Origin of the sequence: Mycobacterium sp. 1081908.1 (assembly GCF_001673535.1) — a bacterium.
Lineage (GTDB): Bacteria > Actinomycetota > Actinomycetes > Mycobacteriales > Mycobacteriaceae > Mycobacterium.
Genome location: NZ_LZLY01000104.1, coordinates 72,282 through 96,521 on the forward strand (window position 1 = coordinate 72,282; position 24,240 = coordinate 96,521).

21 protein-coding genes are annotated in these 24,240 nt (G+C 66.0%); 9 read left to right on the top strand and 12 right to left on the bottom strand.

What is annotated here, in order from left to right:
• The first annotated feature begins 70 nt into the window (after window positions 1-70).
• Window positions 71-1,372, top strand: a complete 1,302-nt coding sequence (locus A5655_RS17030; RefSeq protein ID WP_067011858.1) for an MFS transporter — start codon at window positions 71-73, stop codon at window positions 1,370-1,372.
• A gap of 11 nt (window positions 1,373-1,383) precedes the next feature.
• On the opposite strand, the gene A5655_RS28325 is transcribed toward A5655_RS17030, so the two are convergent.
• From A5655_RS28325 to A5655_RS17040, 3 genes are read right to left on the bottom strand one after another with little or no spacing between them, the layout of a single operon-like run.
• On the bottom strand, window positions 1,384-1,608 hold the full coding sequence (locus tag A5655_RS28325) for an excalibur calcium-binding domain-containing protein (protein WP_082978720.1): 225 nt from the start codon (window positions 1,606-1,608) through the stop codon (window positions 1,384-1,386).
• Window positions 1,609-1,650: 42 nt separating this feature from the next.
• Window positions 1,651-3,297 (bottom strand): NRAMP family divalent metal transporter, encoded by a 1,647-nt coding sequence (locus A5655_RS17035; RefSeq protein ID WP_067011860.1) that lies wholly within the window; start codon window positions 3,295-3,297, stop codon window positions 1,651-1,653.
• Complete coding sequence (locus A5655_RS17040; protein WP_067011862.1) at window positions 3,294-4,622, bottom strand: magnesium transporter MgtE N-terminal domain-containing protein; 1,329 nt, start codon at window positions 4,620-4,622, stop codon at window positions 3,294-3,296. The genes A5655_RS17035 and A5655_RS17040 overlap by 4 nt, the downstream gene beginning before the upstream one ends.
• A 262-nt stretch (window positions 4,623-4,884) precedes the next feature.
• On the opposite strand from A5655_RS17040, the gene A5655_RS17045 reads away from it, so the two are divergent.
• Window positions 4,885-5,244, top strand: a complete 360-nt coding sequence (locus tag A5655_RS17045) for a VOC family protein (protein ID WP_156764904.1) — start codon at window positions 4,885-4,887, stop codon at window positions 5,242-5,244.
• A 446-nt stretch (window positions 5,245-5,690) separates the two neighbouring features.
• On the opposite strand, the gene A5655_RS17050 is transcribed toward A5655_RS17045, so the two are convergent.
• Window positions 5,691-6,080 (bottom strand): hypothetical protein, encoded by a 390-nt coding sequence (locus tag A5655_RS17050; protein WP_067011865.1) that lies wholly within the window; start codon window positions 6,078-6,080, stop codon window positions 5,691-5,693.
• 151 nt (window positions 6,081-6,231) lie between these two features.
• Here A5655_RS17050 and A5655_RS17055 point away from each other — a divergent pair, with 151 nt between their 5' ends.
• Together A5655_RS17055 and A5655_RS17060 are read left to right on the top strand one after the other, a co-directional pair.
• Window positions 6,232-7,071: a hypothetical protein gene (locus tag A5655_RS17055; RefSeq protein WP_067011867.1), complete on the top strand. Its 840-nt coding sequence runs from the start codon at window positions 6,232-6,234 to the stop codon at window positions 7,069-7,071.
• A 167-nt stretch (window positions 7,072-7,238) separates the two neighbouring features.
• Window positions 7,239-8,414, top strand: a complete 1,176-nt coding sequence (locus A5655_RS17060; RefSeq protein ID WP_067012007.1) for a thiolase family protein — start codon at window positions 7,239-7,241, stop codon at window positions 8,412-8,414.
• 10 nt (window positions 8,415-8,424) lie between these two features.
• Here the strand turns inward: A5655_RS17060 and A5655_RS17065 are convergent, their stop codons facing one another.
• On the bottom strand, window positions 8,425-8,979 hold the full coding sequence (locus tag A5655_RS17065; RefSeq protein WP_067011868.1) for a hypothetical protein: 555 nt from the start codon (window positions 8,977-8,979) through the stop codon (window positions 8,425-8,427).
• 182 nt (window positions 8,980-9,161) lie between these two features.
• On the opposite strand from A5655_RS17065, the gene A5655_RS17070 reads away from it, so the two are divergent.
• The 3 genes from A5655_RS17070 to A5655_RS27940 all read left to right on the top strand — a co-directional run bounded on the left by A5655_RS17070 (window position 9,162) and on the right by A5655_RS27940 (window position 11,751).
• Window positions 9,162-9,890, top strand: coding sequence for a 3'(2'),5'-bisphosphate nucleotidase CysQ (locus A5655_RS17070; protein WP_067011870.1), 729 nt, complete (start codon window positions 9,162-9,164; stop codon window positions 9,888-9,890).
• Between the two features lie 985 nt (window positions 9,891-10,875).
• On the top strand, window positions 10,876-11,184 hold the full coding sequence (locus A5655_RS27935; protein ID WP_156764896.1) for a hypothetical protein: 309 nt from the start codon (window positions 10,876-10,878) through the stop codon (window positions 11,182-11,184).
• A gap of 51 nt (window positions 11,185-11,235) precedes the next feature.
• The gene (locus A5655_RS27940) at window positions 11,236-11,751 is read left to right on the top strand and encodes a hypothetical protein (RefSeq protein WP_156764897.1); all 516 of its coding nucleotides are present in this window, start codon (window positions 11,236-11,238) and stop codon (window positions 11,749-11,751) included.
• Window positions 11,752-11,776: 25 nt separating this feature from the next.
• On the opposite strand, the gene A5655_RS27945 is transcribed toward A5655_RS27940, so the two are convergent.
• From A5655_RS27945 to A5655_RS17095, 5 genes are all read right to left on the bottom strand, one after another.
• On the bottom strand, window positions 11,777-12,070 hold the full coding sequence (locus tag A5655_RS27945) for a hypothetical protein (RefSeq protein ID WP_067011872.1): 294 nt from the start codon (window positions 12,068-12,070) through the stop codon (window positions 11,777-11,779).
• A 177-nt stretch (window positions 12,071-12,247) separates the two neighbouring features.
• Window positions 12,248-12,727, bottom strand: a complete 480-nt coding sequence (locus A5655_RS17080; RefSeq protein ID WP_067011873.1) for a hypothetical protein — start codon at window positions 12,725-12,727, stop codon at window positions 12,248-12,250.
• A 479-nt stretch (window positions 12,728-13,206) separates the two neighbouring features.
• On the bottom strand, window positions 13,207-15,975 hold the full coding sequence (locus A5655_RS17085; protein WP_067011875.1) for a LuxR family transcriptional regulator: 2,769 nt from the start codon (window positions 15,973-15,975) through the stop codon (window positions 13,207-13,209).
• 3 nt (window positions 15,976-15,978) lie between these two features.
• Window positions 15,979-18,747, bottom strand: a complete 2,769-nt coding sequence (locus tag A5655_RS17090; RefSeq protein ID WP_067011877.1) for a LuxR family transcriptional regulator — start codon at window positions 18,745-18,747, stop codon at window positions 15,979-15,981.
• A gap of 281 nt (window positions 18,748-19,028) precedes the next feature.
• Window positions 19,029-19,934, bottom strand: a complete 906-nt coding sequence (locus A5655_RS17095) for a haloalkane dehalogenase (RefSeq protein WP_067011879.1) — start codon at window positions 19,932-19,934, stop codon at window positions 19,029-19,031.
• Window positions 19,935-20,048: 114 nt separating this feature from the next.
• Here A5655_RS17095 and A5655_RS17100 point away from each other — a divergent pair, with 114 nt between their 5' ends.
• The gene (locus A5655_RS17100) at window positions 20,049-20,783 is read left to right on the top strand and encodes a DUF2652 domain-containing protein (RefSeq protein WP_067011881.1); all 735 of its coding nucleotides are present in this window, start codon (window positions 20,049-20,051) and stop codon (window positions 20,781-20,783) included.
• A gap of 29 nt (window positions 20,784-20,812) precedes the next feature.
• Here the strand turns inward: A5655_RS17100 and A5655_RS17105 are convergent, their stop codons facing one another.
• Complete coding sequence (locus A5655_RS17105; protein WP_369807229.1) at window positions 20,813-21,952, bottom strand: MalY/PatB family protein; 1,140 nt, start codon at window positions 21,950-21,952, stop codon at window positions 20,813-20,815.
• A 76-nt stretch (window positions 21,953-22,028) separates the two neighbouring features.
• Window positions 22,029-23,123: a dihydrodipicolinate reductase gene (locus A5655_RS17110; RefSeq protein ID WP_067011885.1), complete on the bottom strand. Its 1,095-nt coding sequence runs from the start codon at window positions 23,121-23,123 to the stop codon at window positions 22,029-22,031.
• 144 nt (window positions 23,124-23,267) lie between these two features.
• Between A5655_RS17110 and A5655_RS17115 the strand changes: the two genes are divergently transcribed.
• Window positions 23,268-24,239, top strand: coding sequence for an LLM class flavin-dependent oxidoreductase (locus A5655_RS17115; protein ID WP_067012009.1), 972 nt, complete (start codon window positions 23,268-23,270; stop codon window positions 24,237-24,239).
• The last annotated feature ends 1 nt before the right edge of the window (window position 24,240 follow it).

Consider the following 24,240-nt stretch of genomic DNA (forward strand, 5'->3'; position numbering starts at 1 on the left):
TGATAGCGCCAAACCGGCTCGCGCCTATGCGAATTCCAATAGTCGTTCCACCCGTGTCAACGGAGGCCAGATGACGTCGACGACGCAGCCGGCAAGCCTCACCAGGCGTCGCACCCCGCTCAACCGTTCGCAGATCGCGGGGTTCTGGGGGGCGTGGACGGGCTGGACGCTCGACGGAATGGATTCGTTCATCTACGCGCTCGTGCTCGCGCCCGCGCTGACCGAGCTGCTGCCGCGTTCGGGTTTCGCCGCCACGTCGACCAATGTCGGTCTCGCGGGATCGATCCTGTTTGCCCTGTTCCTGGTGGGCTGGGGCCTGTCGTTCATCTGGGGGCCGATCGCCGACCGCTTCGGGCGCACCAAGGTGCTGGCCGCGACCATCCTTACCTTCGCCATCTTCACCGGGCTTTCGGCCGCGGCGCAAAACGTATGGGAGCTGGCCATTTTCCGCTTCATCGCGGGAGTGGGGATCGGCGGCGAATGGGCCCTGGCGGGGACCTACGTGGCCGAGGCGTGGCCCGAGGACCGCCGCAAGATGGGCGCGGGCTATCTGCAGACCGGCTATTACGCGGGATTCTTTCTGGCTGCCGCCTTGAACTACACCGTCGGGGTCCATTTCGGTTGGCGGGCAATGTTTCTGACGGGCGCGGTGCCGATCGTCGTCGCGATCCTGATCTTGACGCGGGTGAAGGAAACCGAAAAGTGGGAGAAGCTGGAGGCCCAACCCCCGGTCCGCGTGAACCCGCTGCGCGAGATTCTCGGCGCGCGGTACCGGCGTCGCACCTGGGTGGCGTGCGCGCTGTTGACCATCGCGATCGTGGGCCTGTGGGCCGGCGCCGTCTACGAGCCCACCGCGGTGATTCAGCTGGCGCAGCACGCCGGATTCGACAAGGCCGGCGCCACCAGAACCGCGTCCTGGGCCACCGGCCTGTTGTCCATCGGCACCATCCTGGGATGTCTCGTCGTGCCGCTGCTCTCCGAACGCATCGGGCGCCGAAAGACACTCGCGATTTACTTTGCGGGCATGGCCGTTTCGATCATCGGCAGTTTCGGTTGGGCGTTCTATATGCCCCACGGGCTCGCGCCCTTCATCGCCTGGCTGTTCGTGCTCGGGTTCTTCGGCGGCAACTTCGCCATTTTCAGCCTGTGGTTGCCCGAGCAGTTCGAGACGCGCGTGCGCGCGACCGCCTTCGCCTTCTGCACCTCGTTCGGCCGCTTCGTCGGCGCGGGGGTGAACTTCCTGCTCGGGGCGGCGGTGCTGCACCTACATACCCTCGGGCTACCCGTCGCCCTGACGGCCGTCGCGTTCGTGATCGGGCTCTTCGTCATCCCGCTCGCGCCCGAGACGCGGGGCGAGGCGCTGCCCCAGTAGGGCAGCCGAATTCAGTGGCACACCTCGCAGGCGATGCCGTCGCCGTCGCGATCAAGGGGGGCCCGATAACCCGGCTGTCCGATGTAAATCGGAGCCGCGCCGGCGGCGCACGCTGCCCTGCAATTGGGGTAGTAGACGTTTGACCCGGTTGTCGGGGCGGGCGACGGCGTGGTGGTTGACGGCGCCGCATGGGTAACGGATGCCAGGGCTGGCGTGCTTTGCTGCTGACAGCTCAGCTAACACCGCGAAGGATTACCAGGCGAACGTTTCGCCGAAATTCAGCGGCCGAGCTGGACGGCTTTGACGACCAGCAGCAGCGCGCCGACGACCAGGTAGCTGCGCAGGGCGATCATGCCGAGCCGGGTGCCGGGTGACCAGGTGACCGGTTCGAGCAAGGTAAGCGGCGGCATGCGCCAGGTGTTGCGGTCGACGGGGCGGGCCGGCGGCGTTGGGGCCGGTGGCGCGGGCTGGCCGCGGGCCATCCAGCGCAGCGTCGGCACCGCGGCGGCGGCGAGGACGACCAGCGCCAGGGAAAGGTACCCGGCGACGGCGACGACATCGATGTGCGGGAACAGGGTGGTGGCCATCAGGATCCCGGACAACAGCAACAGGATGCCGACGATCAGCCCGGCGACCCAGTTGAGCCAGCGCCGGTTGACCCAGGGGCCCAACACTTCCCGGTCGTTGCACAGCAACAGCAGGAACACGCTGGCGCTGGGCAACAGCAGGCCGGCCAGGGCCTGCACGGCGGTGGTGATCAAACCCAGTGGCGCGCCGGGGATGAGCACGATGGCCGCGGCCAGCGCCACCATCGCGGTGTAGGACAGGTAGAACTGCTTGGCGTCGGCGAAGCCGCGGTGCAGCGAATGCTTGAGGCCGAAGACGTCGCCGAACGCGTAACTGGTGGCCAGCGTCACGGCGGCCGCGCCGATGATCGACGCGTCCATCAGCACGATGGCGAAAAACGCGCCGAGCGTCGCGCTGTGCTGGCCGAGCAGGTGCGCGATGGCCCCGGCGTCGGAGAAGCCGCCCACGGTGTTGGTCGAGCGCGCCGCCCAATCGCCGGTCATCAACAATGCCGCGGCGCCGACGATCACGACGAACGCCCCGATCACCGTGTCGGCGCGCTCATAGGCCATGAACCGCGGCGTGATCCGTTTGTCGACGACATTGGACTGCTGAAAGAACAGCTGCCACGGCGCGACGGTGGTGCCGACGATGGCGATGATCAGCAGCACCGCGTCCGAACTCACGCCGCCCGAGATGCTTGGCACCACAAACGACTTCGCCGCGTGCGCCCACTGCGGGTGCGACATGAGCAGCATCGGGATCTGCAGCAGGGTCACGGCGATGAAGATGAACATGGCCCGCTCCCAGCGCCGGAAGCTGCCGCTGGCCATGATGGCGACCAGCGCCACCGCCGAGATCGGGACCACAACGTATTTGGACACCCCGATGTAGTCGGCGGCCAGGGAGATGCCGATGAACTCGGTGACGATCGTCAGGAAGTTGAGCAGGAACAGGTCGCCGACCGAGAACCAGCCCCAGCCGCGGCCGAAGCGTTCGTTGATCAGCCGGGCGTGGCCGACCCCGGTGACCGCGCCGAGCCGGACCACCATCTCCTGGTTGACGATCAGCACCGGGATGAGCAGCAGCAGCACCCACAACAGGGAATAGCCGTAGTTCTGGCCGGCCTGGGTGTAGGTGGCGACCCCGCCGGCGTCGTTGTCGCCGACCATCACGATGATCCCGGGGCCGACGATCGCCAGCAGCGTCAGCAGCCGGGTCTTCCACGTCCGCGAATGGTCCGTCTCGCCGAGTTTGACGCGCCCGAACGCCCCCTCGATATCGCCCAGGTGCGCGGCGTCGAGCACCGCGCTGACCGCAGCCGGCGCGGGGGTGGTCTCGTCGGCGCTGGATGTCACGGCGTCTCGGCTCCAGGGGCGTGGCTGTCGGCCGGTTGGGTGATTTCACGGAACGGACGCGGCGCGGGCTCGCGTCGGCGCCAGTCCTCGGGGATGGTCGCCTCCAGGACGTCGTCGACGGTGACCACCCCGAGCACGCGGTCCCCCTCGTCGACGACGGGGATGGAGTAGAGGTTGAAGTCGGCCATCAACAACGCAATGTCGGTCAGATCGGCGTCGGCGCTGACGCAAACCGGATCGGAATCCATCAGCGCCCCAACGCTTTCGGCGGCATCGGCCTGCAGCAGGGTGATCACCGATACCACGCCGGCCAGCCGTCCGCCCTCGTCCAGGATGTGCACCTTGATCAACGCCTCCGGCTGGACGGTGGACGCGGCGGCGATCAACGCCAGCGCCGAGCCCGCCGTCGCGGTGGTCGCGCAGGACACGAAGTCGACGTTCATCAACCCACCGGCGCTTTCGGGGTTGAACCCCATCAGCGTGATCACCTTGGTGCGCTGTGGGCCGGGCATGAGCTCCAGCACGCGGCGTCGCCGCGACTGGCGCAGGTCGGCGATCGCGTCGGCGGCGTCGTCGGCGCGCATCCGGCCCAACAGGGCGGCGACCTCGTCGTCGGGCATGCCGTCCAGCAGGCGGCTGGCCTTGTCGGGGTCCAGCTCCTCGAACACGTCGGCTTCCAATTCCGGGTCGCTGTGCACCCGGTCGAGAATTTCGCCGCCTTCGGCCTTGTCGGCCTCCTCGAGTAGATCGGCGATCTCGGCGGCTTTGAACTCGCCGAACCGGTCCGACAGCCGCCGCACGGCGTCGGAACCGCCATGGCCGATCAGCGGTTCGAAGGCCTTCCAATCGCGGGCCGCATGTCCGCCGGAATGCTTGATCAGCCCGAACAACGTCGGTGGCCGCCGGGTGTCCAGCCGCGCGACGACCCACCCGGCGCCGGTGTCCTCGAGCTCGACGTCGTACGCGCGCACCAACTCCGCGGCGGCCACATCGATCAGCCGGTGGCCTAACACGTCGGCGCGCAGCAGCACCTCACCATCGCGGCGTTCGAAGCCGCGGAGGTCAACTTTGTTCTTGGTCAGGACGATTCGTTTCGGGGCGAACTCCTCGATGGTCCTGGTGCCGACGAACACCCGGCGCCCGCCGACCCCGGCCACAATCCCGGTCACCGCCGGATAGTCGTCCGCCCCCCGCAGTCGCACGATCACGTCCTCGACGCGGCCCACGGCCTCACCGGCGCGCGCCACCACCGGCGCACGCAGCAGCTCGGAGAGATGGATCACCGGCAGCCCACCGCGGGGCCTCGCGGTTTCCGATGTGCTCACTTGTCCTCCTCAACGCGGTGCGACAGTCGCCCGTATGACATCTGCGGGTACGGCTTACAACCAGGTTCGGTGATGGCGCAAGTATCACGGCTTGACCGGTTCGGCCGCCAGAGCGTACGCCGCCGCCGCGTGGGATCGCTACGGCCAACAGGTAAACGGTCGGTGGCCATCGGTCCGCGCAGCCCACGCGTCGGCCATTCAGGGGTGGCTTGCGGGTGGGGCATACGACAGCGTTTCGCTGGCACACTGGGGTGTGCCCGAAATCGCGTTCGACTCCGTGTCCCCAATCGTGCCGGTCCTAGACCTGGACGTCGCGCTCGAGCGCTATCGCAGACTCGGCTTCGACGCGCGCGCCTACGAGGGCCCGGAGCGCTACGGGTTCGTCGACCGCGGATCGGTCTCGATCCACCTCACCGAGTGGGCCGAACACGATCCTCTCCGCACGGCCGCGAGTGTGTACCTGTACGTCAGTGACGCCGACGCGGTGTACGCGGAATGGAAGGCGCTGGAGCGCCTCGAAGGCCGCTTGATCTCTCCGAACGACACACCCTACGGCTTACGGGAATTCGTCTACGTCGATCCCGACGGCACCGCGCATCGTGTCGGCTCGCCGCGGGGCTAGAAGGCGATACTGTATCCACGGTTCGTGGCTTTACAGGATAAGGCAGGCATGCGGTGACCGAGACGAAGATCGTGCCCGACGACGTCGGCGAGGCGGGGACGACACCGTACTTCGTCCGTGACGGAAGCCATTACGTGCCAACCCAAATCGCGCGCGGAGGCTGGGGCCCGATCACATCTCCGATGGCCATCGTCAACGCCGCCGCAACCGCGAGCAGGGCCGCGATGTCGGCCTTTGCCGCTAAAACCTCCTGCGCGATGGATGCGTTTACGCCGCAACGATCTCAACTGCCACAACGGTTTCCGCGTCAGAGGACAGAAAGTTTGCCCGCCTCGGAGCGACACCTCGGGCGACCAGGCGGGACGCCGCCAACTAAAGGTTGTCGCTCGGAGGTGGACACAAGCGGCACCGCCGCGGCCAGCGACCCATGTGGCGCATGTGACACGCTAGCTGTTGCGCCGGATTTTCAGCACGGTGGTGATCATCGGAAGCTGCAGCGGCAGCCGAGCAAGGGCGGCGACTCGCATCGGCCACGGCTTGCCCCACCACAACCGGACCATGTTGACGTTGGCCGGGAACACCGCGACGAACAGCAGGGCGGCCGCCAGCGCCGCAAATCGCCGGGTGCGGCGCGGCAACAGCAGGGCGCCGATCGACACCTCGGCGGCTCCCGACACGTAGGTGTACAGCCGCGCGTCTCCGGGCAACTCCGCGGGAACGATCCCGTCGAACGGTTTGGGTGCCAGGAAGTGGAGGGTGCCGATGCCCATCAGCATCGCACCGACGCGATACGCGGCCGTCTGGGTGGTGTCACGCCGAGCTCCGGGTCTGGTCATCGACCCATTGTGTCCTGCCGGCCGTGGAAGCTCATGACTCGCACAGCGACCACGGCCCAGCGCCTCGAAACTGTAGTGAAATCCCTGATGCGCTGGGCTGGCCTGCTCAATAGCGTCCGATCTGCTGACAGTGGACTCGAAAGGACCTCTCATGCCCAGGCTCATGGTCATTAGGAAAGGCGCAGCGGTCATAGCGGCGCTGATTGGGGTTGCCGGGACATCGCTGCTGCCGGTCGCGTCCGCGGACACGCTGTCCAATGGGCTCACTGTGACCTGCAAGCCAGACAGCGACGTCCACGTGACCTGCATCATTGGCGGCTGCGAGCGAGTGAACGGCGATTACGTCATCGACGCGGTGCACGTGAGGATCGAAGACGGGAACCAACAGGAATACCCATTCAAGTGCATCAACGGTCAGACGGCCAGGGTCGGCTACGACGTATACGCAACCGGCTCCCACGCCGCGGACCGCAAGATCAGCGTCCAGGGCTGCCGCAAACAGACCCTTTCGGGGGACTGGTGCGGCCCCTGGGCGGACTACAACTACACGAGTGCGCCCAAACCTGCCGCACCTGCCCCGGCCCCTGCGCCAGCGCCAGACGCAAACAGGCCCGTCCATTGCACAGCGGGCTACAACCTGCCCCCGGGCTCGGATTGCTCCAAGACTCCCAATCCCAATCCGCCTGCGGCACCGGCGCCGGTGACCAACGCGATCGGGTTGTCGTTCGGTCCTGTGAGTGGCAATGGCGTTACCGGCAAGAGCATCACCGCGACGGTGACGAACTCATCGGCACTGACGGCGAAGTGCACCTATGACTCGACCCCGGGCGGCAATCACCAGGACTTCACCGTTGGGCCTAAGCAGCCTGGGCAGCTGGTCTTTAATGGCTTCGGGCTTCCGGTCAGGTACCACGTAACAGTCTCGTGCCACGACGCCAGCGGTAAGCAGACTCAGGAAATCGGTCACGCGGAGACGGATGTGACGTTCTAGGCGCCACCGGAAAGAGCTTGATTGGCTGGCCAATAGACGCTGCCCGCAGCCTGAACGTAGGCCGTTACTATTGCCCATACGGTATTTGATACGATTCGCCTCGCGGCGTCTGACCGCGCCTTTCGCCCGTGCTGCCGACCGCAGCCAGACATTTCGAGGTTGAGAACATGGCTACACCCGTCATCGTCGGAGCAGTCAGGACCGCGATCGGGCGCTCCTTCAAGGGGACGCTCGTCAACACGCCGCCAGAGACGCTCGTCACCACGGTGCTCCCCGAGGTGGTGCGTCGGTCCGGTGTCGACCCGTCGGTCATCGACGACATCATCTTCGCCGAATCGCATTACGGTGGAGGGGATCTGGCGCGTTATGCGGCCGCCGCGACCGGCATGGAGGACATTCCCGGCCAGGCGGTGAACCGGCACTGCGCGGGCAGCCTCACCGCCATCGGCAACGCCGCGGCCCAGATCGGCTCCGGGATGGAGCGGGTGCTCATCGCGGGCGGGGTGCAGTCGCTGTCGATGACGCCGCTGATGAACCAGCGGATTCCGGGTCCCGAGCTGAAGTTCGAGGAGCGCTGGCTGCCGCCCACCCACGTCGAGACCCCGGACGCGCCCACCAAGGACATGTCGATCACGGTGGGCTGGAACACCGCCCAGACGGTCGGCATCACCCGCGAGGAGATGGACGCCTGGGCCGCCCGGTCGCATCAGCGCGCCATCGCGGCCATCGACGCGGGCAAATTCGTCGACGAGATCGTTCCGCTGAAGATCACCCAGCTGGACGGGTCGGTGACTGACTTCTCGGTCGACGAGCATCCGCGTCGTGACACCACCGTAGAGAAACTCGCCGCGCTCAAGGTGCTACACCCCGAGATCGAGGGGTTCTCCATCACGGCGGGCAACAGCAGCGGCACCAACGACGCCGCCGCAGCGGTCGCCCTCGTCGACCGCGAGTACGCGGAAGCGGAAAAGCTCAACGTGATGGGCACGGTCAAGGCTTGGGCCGCCGTGGGCGTGCCGCCCCGGGACTGCGGTCTGGGCGCCGTCAAGGTGATCGGGAAGGTGCTCCAGCGCGCCGGCCTATCGGTCGGCGATGTGGCGCTGTGGGAGATCAACGAGGCGTTCGCCTCGGTGCCGATCGCGGCATGCCGCGAGTACGGCATCGACGACGAAAAGGTCAATTTCTCCGGAAGTGGCTGCAGCCTGGGCCATCCCATCGCGGCATCGGGTGCGCGCATGGTCACCACGTTGACCTACGAGCTGGCCCGCCGCGGCGGTGGCATCGGCGTCGCCGCCATGTGCGCCGGCGGTGGCCAGGGCGGGGCGGTCGTCATCGAGGTCTGAGCTGCCGTCTCTAATTGCAGAACGTATAGCCGATGAATTGGGTGTCGCGACCGTTGCCGACGGCGTAGTTCACGTAGTGCACCGCCGGCATTCCGTTGTACTGAGTGGTCATTTTCTGCGCGGTGGGCGGCGGGACATCCTTGGGGAACGCCAGGATCATGTCGGCGAAAATCCTGAGCCCGACCTGGCAGATGGCATCCGGACGCGGCGGCTGCGGATTCCACGCATGCACGACGACCGGATCGGTGAGTTGATAGCCGGCCGCGCAATTCGGATCGCACATTTTGAAGACGGCGGTGCCGGTCCCGTCGGCTCCCTGTGATCCCCACGAGCTCCACGACATGTCTTGCAGCGCAACGGCTACGCTCGCGCAGCCCAGGACATTGAGTTTCTTTGGACGCTCGGCCGGTTGAACCGCTGGGTTGTAGCAGGCCGGAATGGCGAAGCTGGTCGGCGGCGCGGGCTGGGTGGTCGGCGGCGCGGCGCCATTCTGGTCCTTCGTCAGCTTGATCCCGACGAAGCCGAGCCCACCAATCAGCAGAACGGCCAGCACCGCACCGATCACGGTCTTGCGCCCCCGCGGAATCCGCCGCGGCCGGCTCGATGAAGAGACGTTGCCGCTCACGTTCACCAGGTTATGGCAGAAACGTCGCCCCCGGGGTGGCGGGCGCCGCACTAATCGCGGCACGGTAAGTTTGGTAAGTCCGACCAACATATTGAGGATAGCGATGATCTCCGGAGTGACCGATGAATGACCACGGGCTGGCCGCGCGGTTGGCCACCGAGGCTGGGCGGCTGCTGCTCGGAGTGCGTGACGAATTCGCCGATGCCGATGCCAGCGAGCGGAAAGCCGCGGGGGACAAGCGATCCCACGACTTTCTCATGGCAGCGCTCGCGAACGAGCGCCCCGACGACGCGGTGCTATCCGAGGAGGGCGCCGACGATCCGGTGCGGCTGCGCTCGCAGCGGGTGTGGATTGTCGATCCTCTCGACGGCACGCGGGAATTCTCCGAGCTCGGCCGCGACGACTGGGCGGTGCACGTGGCGCTGTGGCAGGAGGGTGAACTCGTTGCCGGAGCGGTGGCGCTACCGGCGCAGGGCATCACCTTGGCCACACCGGACGTGGCCGCGCCTCCCGCCGCACCGAGCAAGCCGCGAATCGTGGTATCACGCACCCGGCCCCCCGCGATTGCGTTGGCCGTTCGCGATGCCCTGGATGGCGTCTTGGTGGAAATGGGTTCGGCCGGAGCCAAGGTGGCGTCGATCGTGCAGGGCTTGTCCGACGTCTACGTCCACGCCGGTGGGCAGTTCGAATGGGACTCGGCCGCCCCGGTGGCGGTGGCCCGGGCCGCGGGCTTGCACGCCTCTCGCATCGACGGTTCGCCATTGGCCTACAACCAGCCGGACCCGAAGCTGCCGGACCTGGTGGTGTGCCGTCCCGAGCTTGCCGCCGCCGTGCTCGCGGTCACCGGCTGACGTCCAAGCCTCCCTCACGAGTGTGGAGGGCAGGCGAAACTGTAGTGAAACCCCTGATGTGGCGGGTGCTCGCGGACCATAGCGTCGGATCTCGTAACGCTTAGTCGCCGGAGAGGAATCCGAACGTGTTCAGGGGTCAGGTCGTGACGGCCGCTCTGTCGTCGTCTGCCATCATCAGCGCGATTGCGGTCGGGATTCCGGCGCTGGCGCCCGCGGACGAGGGATGCCCCAACAACCTCGTCCCACGCAACGCGCGTCCGGGTGATCAAGTATGCGTTACCAAGCAAGTCGCTGCTGAGATCGCACAGGAGAATGCCAACGCGCCTAACCTCCGCGAGCCGAAGGGTGGTGCGTACGGGCCCCAGACCTGCCAGCCCGGTTACGTCTGGCGCGAAGCGTTCGACGGGGATGCGGTGTGCGTTGTTCCGCAGCGCCGTCAAGAAACCTGGAACGAGAACGCCGGTGCGGGGTTCGGCCCAACTGGTGGGGCTCCGTATGCCAAACCACCGGGTATCAGCGTCCCCGTCGTTCCCATTCCGGGAGGACCGAGCCAGCCGATAGGCACGCCGCCCCTGCCGACGCCGGGGGCTCCACCGCCTGGGTTGCCGGGGCAATCACATCCGCCGCCACCCGGAGGAACCACCTCGGGTGCTCCGCCGAACAACGTAACTACGGCGCGCCCGACGCCCGGCGTCACGACGCCCTTGCCGAGTCCCAAGGCGACGACTTCCCAACCGCTACCGTCGCCAACGAAGAAGCCGTGCGATCCCAAGGTAGACATATGCGTAAGCTAGCGATCCGGTGAAATGCAGTGGGCCATAGAAGAATTGGCTCGTGCCTTGCGATCGGGCTATTGGCTACGGTCTGCACCGTCGTAGGGTATTTGCGGGGCGGGGCACCGGGTGACTATAGCCTGATCTCGACGTCCGCCCCACCGGCGCCGCCCGCGATTCCGTTGACACCGAACGGCCAAGGATACGTGCGGGTGGCGACCAAGTCGGGATCGACTAGCTGCTCGATCAACGCGGAACTGGTTGCCTGTCAGACCGCGGCGAACAATTGGCCCACCACCCCTGGTGGGCGGCATTACCACGCCGTCAGTGTCGCAGCGGACGGCCAATTACACTGGGTCGAAGCCGATCTCGGTGCGCTCGAGGGTCGTGTCACGCTTGAATTTCAAACCTATACCGCACAAGGCTGGACGATCGTCGCCACTCCAGACAGCACGCGGTTCACCAATGATCGCAGCGGTCATGGCATGTCGGTTGGCGATCAAAGTGTGGCCTCGTTCTGAAGATTCAGCAACCGCGTGAAAGTAACGTCACTACAAACGTTAGGAGTCCTGATGCAGACGAAGGTCAAGCATCTGGTGGTCGTGACGGCCCTCAGCTGTACGGTGGCAAGCTGCCAATCACACGCGAGTACCCCCAGCGGCCGGCAAGGCGATGCGGCCGGTGCAGCCTCGAGCGCAAGCAAACCGATCGACGCATGCTCCATGCTGTCACCGCAAGACATTTCGGCAATCCTGGGCGTCACCGTCCAAGGCAAATCGACCGGCAAGGACCCTGAGATGGCCGGTTGTTCCTGGGATAATCCCGCGACTCTCGAATCCGTGTCGATCACGATCAGCAATCCAGGCACGGCACGCAACAACAAATTGCCTCCACCGGAGCCCGGCTTCCCCGATCCGTCAAAACCGGGACCCGATGGCATGCGTCTGCTGGGCGGCGGCCAAGTCGAGTTCGCCGCTGGCAATAGAGTCAATACTGTTCAGGTTGCGGTGCTGAAACTCTCGCCAGACCAGGCTAATTCGGCTGCCATCAACCTCGCCCGAAGGATCGCTCCCCAGGTACCGCAGTAAGAACGGTTGCGCCGAACTTGGGCAATCACTCGCCCGTGGCCGACCATCCGATAACGGCGCTGATCCGCTCGGCGGGAGCCCCGGCGTCGACGCACAGCTGTGCGACCGTTTCTGCCGATTCGGCGGCGAAGACGCCGAAGGCGTAGCCATCTGCCGGGACGGCCAGCGCCATCAGCAATCGAACCCGCGTACCGCGCGCCGAGATGGAGGCGGCGCCGTCGTTGAGACGCCCCGCCGTCTCGCCGATGGAACATGCCGGTGCCTGGGGCCCGTACCACTCGACGAGGAAGCGCTCAACATTCGCCGCGTCAGGACCCATTGGCCCAAGCTATCCAGCGTCGGCGCGGCTGGCATCAGGGGTTTTCCTACTGTTTGGGCGATTCCGCATTTGTGGATCCTTCGATGCCCGACGCAGACGATTCGCTACCGGCCCGGAAGCCTTGCTACATCAGGGATTACGGTGCATGACGTCGACGGCCTTTGGGGTGCCGTGAACTTAGGGCATTTGGTAGGCGCACCTGCCGGGCTTGTGCTCGGTGAGCGGGACGGGCTTGCCATCCACCTGGATCGCGCAGTCGTGAGTACCGTGGTGGTCGGTGTAGTTCAACGCCAGGAGTTTGCTCCCCGTCACCTGCACCGTCTGCGACCACGGTGTCGGAACCCACGTGGTTGTGCTGGCCGGATAGACCGGGGTTCCCGGGTCGGGGATGACCGAGAAGACGTCGCCGCCGCCGAGGACCTGATAGGTGACGGTGTGGGCGCCGGGCCCATTCTGCGGCTGGAGGCCACCGGTGGCCCCGACGCCGGCATTTGCATTTTCCTGCCACGTTTCTTGCCGTCGCTGCGGACTGACACACACCGCATCGCCGTCGTAGCCCTCGCGCCACACCAAGCCCGAGACGCACGTCTTCGGCCCATAGGCGCCGCCGCCGGCATACCCCTGACCTCGCGCAGCGGCGGCGTTCTCGCTTTGCACTTCTTGAGCGATATTGGGCGGCACACAAACGTTGTCGCCGGGCCGGGTCAGTCGCGGAACCTCACCGCGGACGTTGCCGGGAATGCAACCGCCATCAGCCGAGGCGGGAGGTGACGCGGCCAAACCGCCGGCGACAATGAGCGCAGTCGCACACATCTGCAACGTAGCTGAGGGCCACTTCGCGTGGCGGATAATCCGAGCAGCATGCCGCGAGCTGCGATTGAGGCTCGCCGCGCGCGCTGGTCCTGAAGAAGCGGGACTGGGCATGGAAGGTCTCCTCTGGAATTCCCGATCACTGCTCAAGGCGATGGCGGCGCTTGGGTTATACCTGACACTGACCGTAGAAGCGACGGAGTGTCATTGCATCAGGGAAACCCCTACAGTTTCAGTACGTCCGCGGCTCGATGTGAGGGAGCCTCAGGCTCACCGCAATAGCATCCGTTGGGCTGCAACTTCTTTAAGGACCACCGACCGGTTTTCTACTGTTTGGGTGATTCGGATTCGTGGGTGGGCGAAAGCGCTCGGTAGAGCTCCATGCGGGAGCGGATGTTGAGTTTGCGGTAGATGCGGCTGAGGTTGACTTCGACGGTTTTGGGGCTGATGAACAGTGTGACGGCGATGTCTCGGTTGGTCATGCCCGTCACGGCCAGCTCGGCGACGCGTTGCTCGGAGGGAGTAAGTCCTTCGGCGCGCTGCCTGCCGGACATGCCTCGTGCCAGTTCGGCTTTGACGCGGTCGGCCCATAGCCTGGTTCCGAGTTCTTCGAAGGTTTGCAGTGAATCGCGCAATGTGGCCGCCGCAGAGTCGCGGTGGCGCTGACGTCGTTGGAGCTGGCCGAGCAAAAATTGAGTGCGCGCCCGTTCAAACGGCATGGGCAGCCGTTCGTGTTCGGTCATGGCGCGCTCGGCGGTCGCGGTCGCCGCCGGCAGGTCGCCGCGACTTGCCTGCAGCATCGCCCGGCAGCGCGCGCCGACGGCCAGCATCCACGCGCGGTCCAGCCGGCTGCCGTTGCGTTCGAGGGCCTCTACCAACGGCTCGGCGTCATCGAAGCGGCCCAAACCGATCAGAGCCTCCACGGCGTCGGGCACAAATCCCGCGACGTAGATCTCCGTCCCTCCCAAAGCCGAATGGAGACGGGCCAGGAGAGGTTCCAGCGTAGTCAGCGCGATTTCGTAGTTGCAGAGCGATACTTCTAGAAAACCTAACGCGGAAATTTGCCAGACCGACAAGCGGTACATGCCACACCGCTGGCTTACTGGAAGTGCCGCGCCGATGTCACTACGGGCGGCGTCCTCGTCACCGACGTAGGCGGCGAGGAGTCCTCTGATCGTTTGGGCCACGACGATCGGGATGTCGCCACCCACTTGCAGCGCCCGGTCCATCGCGTCCTCGGCGATAACGGTCGCTTCGTGAAAGTTGCCCCTCCACATCTCGACCAAGGCGCTGAAGAACGTGACGTATGGCAGGTCGCCTTCTTCGCCACGAACACCGCAGCGTTGCCGGATGGACATCAAATGTTGGGCGGCTTCGTCGAGCCGACCCGTGAAACTCAGCAGAAGGGCATGTTGCATGCTCGGCCTACACATCAGTGGGATATCGGCGTCGGGGTCCTCGGCTTCGAGCGCCCGTCGCAGCCCGCCCTCGTCAACGCCGTCACCGTGCATGAAGGCCAACATGACCAGCATGCTGAGCGCGTGGCTCATCGGCTGCGGCTGCCCGAGTTCGGCGGCATGCTGCACGGCGTTCTGTGCACTCTTTATCGCGCTACGGAGGTCACCGGAGTCGAACAGCGTAAACGATAGGATGATCGAAATCTGAACCCGCTGTGCAAGCTGATCGCCCACTTCCGCCAGGGCGCGGTCGAACAACGCGGCGGCCTCGGCGTGACTGTCGTTGCAGAGGCGTACTACACCGAGCAAGTAAAACGCCTCTGCTCGCAGAACGCCGGGCGAGAGCTGGGAGATGGTTTGTTCAAGCGCCTTTCGGGCTCTTGCCGGGTCTCCGGCAGCGAAGTGGTGAGCGGCCGATTGGATCCAACGCTCCGGAGTATCGGCCCCGAGGCCGATCGCTAACTCCAGGAGCTCAGCGGCGGCGGCGGGGGCTCCCCTGCCGCGGGCGATCTCTGCTGCCGTGTCAAGAGCCTCTACCGTTTGAGATTCGCCGGTTGCATCGGATAGGGCGAGGTGACGAGCACGCAGTTCGGGTTCGGAGACGAGCTCGGCCAGCCGGCGGTGCATCACGCGGCGGCGTATCGGCGCTGCACCGCTGTACACACCATGCGCCAGAATCGGGTGGGTGAACCGAACGCGGTTGCCATCGACAGCCACCACTGCGTGAGCTTCGGCCTCGCCGAGCAACTCCACGACCCGATCTGGCGCGGTGCCGACCGCTTGGGCGACCATCTGCACTGTCGGATCGGGGAGGCTGGCGATGGCAAGCAGCGCATCTTCAGCGCCCGCGCCGGCGCGGCCGATTCGTGAGGCTACGAGGTCGCTGAGGCTATTCGGCAAGCTCAACTCGGTTGTGCGACGATCAGTTTCGATTTCGCGCGCCAGCTCCAACGCGAAGAATGGATTTCCGCCCGAAATTTCATGAACGCGTAACAACATGGGCCGGGCAAGTGAGCTACCCAGTCGATCCGCGAGCAGTTGGTGTAGTTGGCCAACTGTCAATGGTTGCAGTTGGATTCGCTGCACGGCGTCGGGGCTGGGAAGCTGCGGTCGCAATGCTGGTTCTTCGGTACGTGTCGTACACAATAAGGCTGCGCCGGGGGGAAGTCTTCGCGCGGCGAACGACACCGCATTGGCGCTGGAGGTATCCAGCCATTGAAGGTCGTCGATGGCGATCACCAGTGGGTCCTGAGTCGCGAGCCGGGTGATTACAGCGAGGAATGCCGCAGCTACTGCACGCGCATCAGTGTTGTGCGTGCCGTCTCGGTTGCGGAGCAGGGCGGCGTCCAAGCCGTGTTGCTGTGGTGCGGGCAGGTCCGCCCAGATGGAGGTGTCGACACGGCTGAGCAGGTCTGCCAGCGCACTGTAGGCCAGTACCGATTCGGCGGCCGCCGCTCGACTGGCCAGCACGCGGAAACCCCGCTCGCCGGCCTGGGCAACCGCGTCCAGCCAAAGTGTCGTTTTGCCGATACCAGCTTCGCCCTCGATGACCAGGGCAGACGGCTCGCGGAGCGCCGAGTCAAGGAAGTCGGCGAGGGCCCGCTCCTCTGCCTGTCGGCTGACGATTCGCTCCACCATTTCCTACTGTCTGGGTGGTTCGGATTCGCCGCTGGGCTCAAGTGCTCGGTAGAGCTCCATGCGGGAGCGGATGTTGAGCTTGCGGTAGATGCGGCTGAGGTTGACTTCGACGGTCTTGGGGCTGATGAATAACGCTGCGGCGATGTCTCGGTTGGTCATGCCCGATACCGCCAGCTCGGCGACGCGCTGTTCGGATGGGGTAAGTCCCTCGGCGCGACGGCGGCCCGAGATGCCTCTGGCCATTTCGGCTTTGACGCGATCGGCCCACAACGTGGTGCCGAGCCGCTCGAAGGTATCCATCGCCGCGCGCAGTGTGGTTGTCGCAGCGTCGCGGTGGCGTTGCCGACGTTGCAGCTGACCGAGCAGCAGCTGTGTTCGGGCCCGCTCGAATGGCATCGGAAGGCGGTCGTGTTCGCTCATTGCGCGCTCGGCCGTCGTGGTGGCTGCGATGAGCTCGCCGCGTGCGGCGAGCAGCATGGCGCGACAACGCGCGCCCGCTGCGAGCATCCAGGCGCGGTCGAGTCGACGCCCGTTGCGCTCCAGAGCTTCGATCAGTGGCTCGGCGTCGTCGAGATGGCCCAGGTTGATCATCGCCTCGACGGCATCGGGTACGGAGGAGGCCGCAACGATCTCAGTCGAATCCGGCGCCGCCCAAAAATCGGAGAGCAGCGGCTGCAGAGTGTCAAGCGCCGCTTGGGAATTGCCCAGTGATAGCTCCAGAAACCCCAACGCCGTGATGGCCCACCGGACCAGCCGGAACGTACCGCTGCGTTGGCTGGCTGCCAGCGCGTCCGCGACGTCGCGCCGGACCTCGGGCTCGCGCCCGGCATAAGCGCCGAGCCACCCGCGGGCGATCAGGGCGGATATGACCGCCACATCGCGGCCGACTTGCAGCCCAATCTCCATGGTGTCTTCGGCCGCTAGATTGGCGTCGACGAAGTTGCCGAGCCAGCATTCGACAAGGACACGGTGGAAGGTAACAATGCTCAATTCGCCTTCATCGCCGTTTTCCATGGCATCTCGCCGAATTGACCGCATTTCCGAACTGGCCCGTTCGAGCTGCCCGGTGAAAGCGAGCAGCAGCGCGTTGTGAACTTTAGGCCGGAAAGGTATCGGCGCGTAGAACTCGTTGTCGGCCAACTCAAGTGCGGTTTGCATGCTGGCCTCATCGAAGCCATCGCCGCGAAGGAAGTCCATCAGAACACGCATGCTCAGCGCCTGGCTCAGGGGATGCGATTCCCCAAGCCCCTCGGCGCACGCGACGGCATCATGGGCAGTAGCCACAGCTTCGTCGAGGCGACCCGCGTTGAACAGCGCCCATGACAACATGACTAATACGGGGACCCGCAAATTGAGTTCGTCGCCCACTTCGCTGAGTGCGCGTTGTAACAAATCGGCCGCCTCGAGGTAGCCCTCGTCGTACAGGCGCACAACGGCGAGCAAACTGACTGCTTCGGCCCGCAGGGTTCCGGGCGCCAGTCGTTGGACGCACTGTTCGAGGAGCTGCCGGGCGCGTTGGTGATCGCCGGCGAAGAAATAGCTATGGGCACAACGGATCCGGCGCTCGGGCGTGTCTCCCTCCAGGCTGATTGCCAGTTCAAGCAGTTCGGCTGCCGCGGCGGGAGCTCCCCGACTGCGGGCGATGTCTGCGGCGGTGTCGAGGGCTTCCATGGTTTGCGGTTCGCCGACGGTGTCAGACAGGGCGAGGTGCCGCGCCCGCAGTTCGGGTTCGGTGACGAGTTCGGCCAGGCGGCGGTGCATTGCGCGGCGGCGGCGCGGCGCTGCACCGCTATACACGCCATGGGCGAGTATCGGATGGGTGAATCGCAGGCGGTTGCCGTCGATAGCTACTACCCCCTGGGTTTCGGCCTCGCCGAGCAAATCCACGACGCGATCCGACGCGGTGCCGATTGCTTGGGCGACCACCTGCACGGTGGGGTCCGGAAGGCTGGCCATCGCGAGCAGCGCGTCTTCAGCGTCAGCGCCGGCCCGACCGATTCGCGAGCTCACCAGGTCGCCGAGGCTACTCGGCAAGCTCAACTCAGTGGTGCGACCGTCAGTTTCGATTTCGCGAGCCAGTTCCAATCCGAAAAACGGGTTTCCGCCAGAGATTTCGTGAACTCGCAGTAATAGGGGACGGGCCAGCGAGCTACCCAACCGAAGCATAAGGAGCTGGTGTAGTTCGCCGACTGTCAACGGCTGCAGTCGGATTCGGCGGGTCGCGTCCGGACTGGGAAGCTGTACCCGCAGCGCCGCCTCATCCGCCCGTACCGTGCACAACAACGCCGCACCCTCTGGAAGTCTGCGCGCCGCGAACGATATGACGTTGGCGCTAGAGGTATCCACCCACTGCAGGTCGTCGACGGCGAGCATGATCGGGCCCTCGGTGGCGAGTCGGTCGATGATGGCCACGAACGCCGCTGCCACCGCCCGCGCATCGGTGTCCTGAGTGTCGTTGCGGCGACGCAAAAGAGCCGCATCCAAGCCCTGTTGCTGTGGTCCTGGCAGCTCTGCCCATAGCGAGTGGTCGACGTGGCTCAGCAGGTCCGCCAGCGCGGCGTAGGCCAGCACCGACTCGGCGGGCGCGGCGCGGCTGGTGAGAACACGGAAGCCGCGCTCGCGCGCCCTTTCCACAGCGTCGAGCCAGAGTGTCGTCTTACCGATGCCCGGTTCGCCCTCGATGACCAACGCGGACGGTTCCAGGAGTGCTGAATCAAGAAAGCCGACGAGGGCCTGCTCTTCTGCCTGCCGGCTTACGATTCGCTCTGACATCGTTGACCCGTGCCTGGCCTCAGAATGTCCCGTCGCCACGGGTGCAAGCACTATGAGCGAACCGTGTGAGCATTTTTGTCCCGTATGAGATTGCTTTGAACAATCAACCAGCGTATTAAAGCGGCGCCAAGGCGCCACCCGATTGCTCAATCTGGGAAGTTACTGGAAACTACCTGTGTTTCAGCGGGTCGCGCAGTGTGAGTCGGTGAGGTCGGGAGTCGGCGGCGGCGGCCCCGGGCGTGGATGCCGATTTCGATTGTGGGCAGCAGTGTTAGGCGAACCTATCGCACCGCCTGCTGCCAGGCGACGATGCGATCGGCCAGCTCAGGGCCGCTGTCTTCCTGAATGAAATGGCTGGCGTTGATGCGGGCATGCGGCTGGCCGGCCGCGCCCGGGATGTGCTTGATCAGGGCACGGTCGGCGGCGCCGAGGATCGGGTCGCGATACCCAAAGATGGTCAGGCAGGGTTTGTCCCATTGGCCCAGGGCTTTCCAGGCGGCGCGGTTGGCCGGAATCGCGGGATCGTGGGGAGAAGTCGGCACCAACTGCGGGAACGCGCGGGCCCCGGCCTGATACGTCTTGTCCGGGAAGGGCGCGTCGTAGCCGGCCCGCACCTTGGTCGGAACCCTGCGGACGGTGCCGACGGACACCAGGCGGCCGGCGGGCAGCACGGGGGAGTAGCGCGCGAAGGCCCGCCACGCATAGAAAGCGGGCGGGGTGCGTTGCTGGGCCGTCGGGAGAAAACCGTTGGCGATTACCAGCCGCGATATCCGATCACTTTGCTCGGCGGCGATGCGCAAACCGATGAGCGATCCCCAGTCCTGGACGAACAGCGTGACGTCCTTCAGGTTGAGGCGCTCGATCCACGACGTCACCCACTCCACGTGCCGCAGATAGGTGTAATCCTCGATCCTGCTGGGCTTGTCGGAGCGGCCAAAGCCGATCAGATCAGGCGCGAGCACGCGGTTTCCGGCATCGGCCAGCGGCGGAATCATCGTCCGGTACAGGTAGCTCCACGTGGGCTCGCCGTGCAGCAGCACGATCGGCGGGCCATCCGCTGGACCCTCGTCGAGAAAGTGCATTCGCAGCGGCTGGGTGTCGCTTGCTGCCACGTTGAGATAGTTCGCTACGAACGGATAGCCCTCCAGGTTTTCGAATCGGGAATCCGGGGTTCGCAGCACATCCACATTCAGCTCCTCCGGTGAGCGGGCACCTCTGCAAGCCTCTCTCTCCGAACGCCCCTTCGTCCAGTACGAGATTTCATTGAGGCTGTCAGTGGGGGCCACTACACTCCAAAATTCATGGCCATCCGGCACGCGGTTCTGCTGATCGCCGACATCAGCGGATACACCGACTACATGAATTGGAACCGGACGCACCTGGCGCACGCGCAGCAGACGGTGGCCGGGCTGCTGGAGGCGGTTATCGATGCTGGTAAAGGGCTAAAGCTGGCGAAACTGGAGGGCGACGCCGCGTTCTTCTGGGAGCCCGACGGCAATGCCAAAGTGCTGGTGTGTGACCGGCTGTCACGGATGCGCCGGTCGTTCCTCGCGAAGCGGGAGCACTTCAAAGCCGACATCGCCTGCGAGTGTGCAAGCTGCGTACAGCTGGACAAGCTGTCGCTCAAATTCGTCGTCCACCAGGGCGAGGTGGCCGAGCAGCGGGTCAAACGCCACACCGAGCTCGCCGGTGTCGACGTCATCCTCGTCCACCGGATGCTGAAAAACTCGGTACCCGTAGCTGAATACGTGCTGATGACCGACCCCGTGGCCGAGTGCCTCGACGAATCGACCCGCGGCCTGTGCAAGCCGCTGATCCACGACTTCGCCGGGATCGGAAACACCTCGACGCACTACATCGACCTCGCGACGTCGGAGGTGGCGCCGACCGTGCCGGAACGCGGCTTCTTCGGGCGGCTGGGAAAGACGACGAAGTTCGAATTGAGTACGCTGCCGTTCCTCCTGGGCCTCAAGAAGCCAGCCGAGGGCTTCCGAAACCTCGGCCGCCGCGGCGCCGAGGAAATCCCCGCCCTCTGAAAATCGCTGTTTAAGAAGAACTTCGGCGCTCATCGCTGCGCAAGGGCGCGGCCCATTCGCGATACGGCCTCGGTGAGAATCGCTTGCGAGGTAGCGAAGTTCAGCCGCACGTGCCCGGCTCCGCCGGTACCGAAGACGTGGCCCGAACTGAGCGCGACGCGGGCGTGATCGAGGAACCACCGGGCGGGGCCCGATAGATCGGCGACCACGGCGAGCCTCCCGGTTTCCTCTTCGTCGAACCCGAGCGCCCGGCAATCGAGCCAGGCGAGGTAAGTGCCTTGCGGCCGTCGGTATTTCACGTCGGGCAGGTGCTCGGCGACCAGATCGCCCAGCAAGGCCCGGTTCGCGTCCAGGCCCGCCAACAGCGCGTCGAGCCACTCACCGCCGCTGCGGAACGCTTCGGCGTGCGCGATGATGCCGAGGTGGCTCGGCCCATGCCCGACCTCCTCCGGCATGCGGTGCAGGTCCGCGGCCGACTCCGGACCGGCAATGGCCAGGGCCGCCTTCAGCCCGGACAGGTTCCACGCCTTCGAAGCCGACGTCAGGGCGAACGCGTTCTCGGCACCGGGAACGGTTAGATACGGGACGAAGCGTGCACCGGGGAGGATGACCGGTGCGTGAATCTCGTCCGACACCACCCGGACTCCGAACCGGCGGGCCAGTTCGGCGACCCCGCGCAGTTCGTCGAAGGTGTGCACCGCCCCCGTCGGGTTGTGCGGATTGCACAACAGGTAGGCGGCCTGCCCGCCCGAAGTGCACGCACGCGCGAACGCTTCCTCCAAGGCGCCCAAATCAATTCGGCCCTCGGCGTCCAGGGGCGATTCGATCACGCGCCGGCCGTCGTGCGTGACGAAAGCGTAGAACGGCGCGTACACCGGTGAGTTGACGACGACGGCGTCGCCGCGGTCGGTGACCAGACGCAGCGTCTCGACGATGCCGAGCATGACGTCCGGAACGGTCGCGGTGCGGCCCACCTCCAGGTCGTGCCATTGCCAACGCCGCGAAGCGAATTCGCCGACCGCCTCGGCGAACGCGTGGCCGGCGGGATAGCCGGTATCGCCAATGTCGATGGCTGCGCGGAGGGCATCGGCGATCGTGGGCGCGAGCTGGACGTCCATCTCCGCGACCCACAGCGGCACCACGTCGGCCGGGTGCGCGCGCCACTTCATGCTGGTGCGGGCTCGCAACTGTTGCAGCGTGAGTTCTTCGAGCGGATTAAACGTCACTCGGGCAGATTAAGCCAGATCACGTAGCGAACGCGTACTTTGGAATCGTCAGCGGCAGGTCGACCGAACTCAGCAGCCCGGGTTCCGCCGCAACGACATACGGCACGGCGTTGACGACGCGCATCGCGGTAGCGACCATCGCGCCCGCCCCGGACGTCATGCCCGCGATCCCGGCCTTGCGCGGATCTTTCAGCGTGGCCGCCAGGGTGCACTCGATGTCGGGGTCGCCGGTGATCGCGATGCGGTACGACAGGTCGCCGATCCCGGTCGGCCAATCGGGGGCGACGTCGTGCGCGAGCCGGGTCACATGCTCGATGACGATGGCCTCGCGACCGTCGACCACCCCGATCGCCTGCATGCGCAGCGCGCCGCACGTCCCGGCCGCGACGGTGCCCATCGCAACTTCCAGCGTCCGGTTGGTCACCGCCCGGTCGAAACTCTCGCGCACTTCCTGGACTTCGACCCCCAGCGCGTCGGCGACCAACCGGATTTGCCCCTGCCATTCGCCGGCGATCGCGCCCGGATAGCCGATCCAGGGCTGGTATTCGAGCGGGCGGCCGAAACCCAGCGCGTCGCTCATGATGTCGGGCACCCCGTAGTCGTCGTACAGGCCGATTTCGAACGCGTGGATCTTCTCGATCGACGACGACTGCGTCGACAGCACCAAGGGCAGGTAATCGGCGGCGAACCCGGGCTCGATGCCCGACGCGTACAGCGACACCTGCCCCCGCCTGGCCGCGGCGACGAGTTGGTCGCGCCACTCCGCGGGTTCGTAGGCGTGCGGGTTGACCAGCCGCGTGGTGCTGGTCGTGACGACGTTGATGCCCGCCTCGAGCAGCATCACGTAATCCGGGATGGCGAGCGCGTCGCGTTCCGGGCCGCTGGCCGCGTAGATCACGCAGTCGGGTTTCAGGGCGATCAGCGCGTCCGCGTCGTTGGTGGCGGCAAGGCCGATCGGCTCGCCGTTGGCCAGTTCGCCGGCGTCCTTGCCGACTTTCTCGTCCGAGTGCACCCACACGCCGACCAGATCCAGGTTGGGGCGCCGCTGGATGGCGCGGATGGCGATCGAGCCGATGCCGCCGGTCGCCCATACCACCACGCGATGAGCGGTCATCTTGCTCCTCTCAGGTGCGCGCGATGAAAGCCGAGGCGGCCGTTGCTCTTACGTCGCAAGCTAACAGCCGCAAGCGAAAGCGGTCAAGGACTTAAGAAAGCGGACACTATCTTAGTGAACAAATCTTAGGTTATGGTGCTGTCAGTGTTCACGCTCAGGTTCGATATGCGCGCTCCCGGCTGGGCCGCGCCGGCCGCGGACCTCTACGCCGGGGCGATCGACATGTGCGCGTGGGCGGAGACCCGCGGCGCTGTGTTGGCGATTCTCTCCGAGCATCACGGGGCCGACGACGGTCACCTGCCCGCCCCGCTGACGCTGGCCTCGGCGATCGCGGCCAGGACGCACACCCTGGCGATACTGCTGGCCGCGGTGCCCATCCCGCTGTGGGATCCGGTGCGGCTCGCCGAGGAGATGAGCGTCCTCGACCTGATCAGCCGGGGCCGGGTGTCCTACGCGTTCGGGGTCGGGCATCGACGCGAGGAATACGAGCACTTCGGCGTCGAGATGGCCATTCGCGGCCGGGCGGCGGACGAGATCCTCGCCGTGCTCGGCCCGCTGGTGCGCGGCGAGCCCGTCGAATACCGCGGGCGGACCGTGCGCGTCACGCCGGGGTGCGGGTCGCCCGGCGGCCCGACGATGCTGATCGCCGGCGGCAGCAAGGCCGCCGCCCGGCGCGCCGGCGCCCTGGGCCTCGGGTTCGTCTCCCAGACCGACCGGCCCGGACTGAAGGAGTTCTATGAAGAACAGTGCCGCGCCCACGGACACCAGCCCGGAATGATCCAGTTTCCCGACCGGGGCGCTCCCACAGCGGTTTTCGTCGCCGACGACACCGACGAGGCCTGGGGCGTCCTTGGGCCCCATCTGCTGCACGACGCGATGACGGCGGCGTCGTACCGGCCCCACGACGAGTCGGTGGCCAGCATCACCCGCGCCGACAGCGTGGCCGCGCTTCGCGCCGAGGACGGCCCCTACCGCATCTTCACACCCGCGGAGGCGACCGGCTACGTGCGCGGCGGGCGACCCCTGCCGCTGCACCCGCTGTGCGGTGGCGTCCCACCGGAAGTGGCGTGGCCCTACCTCGAACGCGCCGTGGCCGCGGCGCGGGCGCACCAGTAAG

Excerpts from the sequence above, each read along its gene's own strand:
- A5655_RS17030 (WP_067011858.1), top strand. The coding sequence starts at position 71 with ATGACGTCGACGACGCAGCCGGCAAGCCTCACCAGGCGTCGCACCCCG.
- A5655_RS17050 (WP_067011865.1), bottom strand. The coding sequence starts at position 6,080 with ATGACCAGACCCGGAGCTCGGCGTGACACCACCCAGACGGCCGCGTAT.
- A5655_RS17055 (WP_067011867.1), top strand. The coding sequence starts at position 6,232 with ATGCCCAGGCTCATGGTCATTAGGAAAGGCGCAGCGGTCATAGCGGCG.
- A5655_RS17060 (WP_067012007.1), top strand. The coding sequence starts at position 7,239 with ATGGCTACACCCGTCATCGTCGGAGCAGTCAGGACCGCGATCGGGCGC.
- A5655_RS17070 (WP_067011870.1), top strand. The coding sequence starts at position 9,162 with ATGAATGACCACGGGCTGGCCGCGCGGTTGGCCACCGAGGCTGGGCGG.
- A5655_RS27940 (WP_156764897.1), top strand. The coding sequence starts at position 11,236 with ATGCAGACGAAGGTCAAGCATCTGGTGGTCGTGACGGCCCTCAGCTGT.
- A5655_RS27945 (WP_067011872.1), bottom strand. The coding sequence starts at position 12,070 with ATGGGTCCTGACGCGGCGAATGTTGAGCGCTTCCTCGTCGAGTGGTAC.
- A5655_RS17085 (WP_067011875.1), bottom strand. The coding sequence starts at position 15,975 with ATGGTGGAGCGAATCGTCAGCCGACAGGCAGAGGAGCGGGCCCTCGCC.
- A5655_RS17090 (WP_067011877.1), bottom strand. The coding sequence starts at position 18,747 with ATGTCAGAGCGAATCGTAAGCCGGCAGGCAGAAGAGCAGGCCCTCGTC.
- A5655_RS17100 (WP_067011881.1), top strand. The coding sequence starts at position 20,049 with ATGGCCATCCGGCACGCGGTTCTGCTGATCGCCGACATCAGCGGATAC.
- A5655_RS17105 (WP_369807229.1), bottom strand. The coding sequence starts at position 21,952 with ATGAAGTGGCGCGCGCACCCGGCCGACGTGGTGCCGCTGTGGGTCGCG.
- A5655_RS17110 (WP_067011885.1), bottom strand. The coding sequence starts at position 23,123 with ATGACCGCTCATCGCGTGGTGGTATGGGCGACCGGCGGCATCGGCTCG.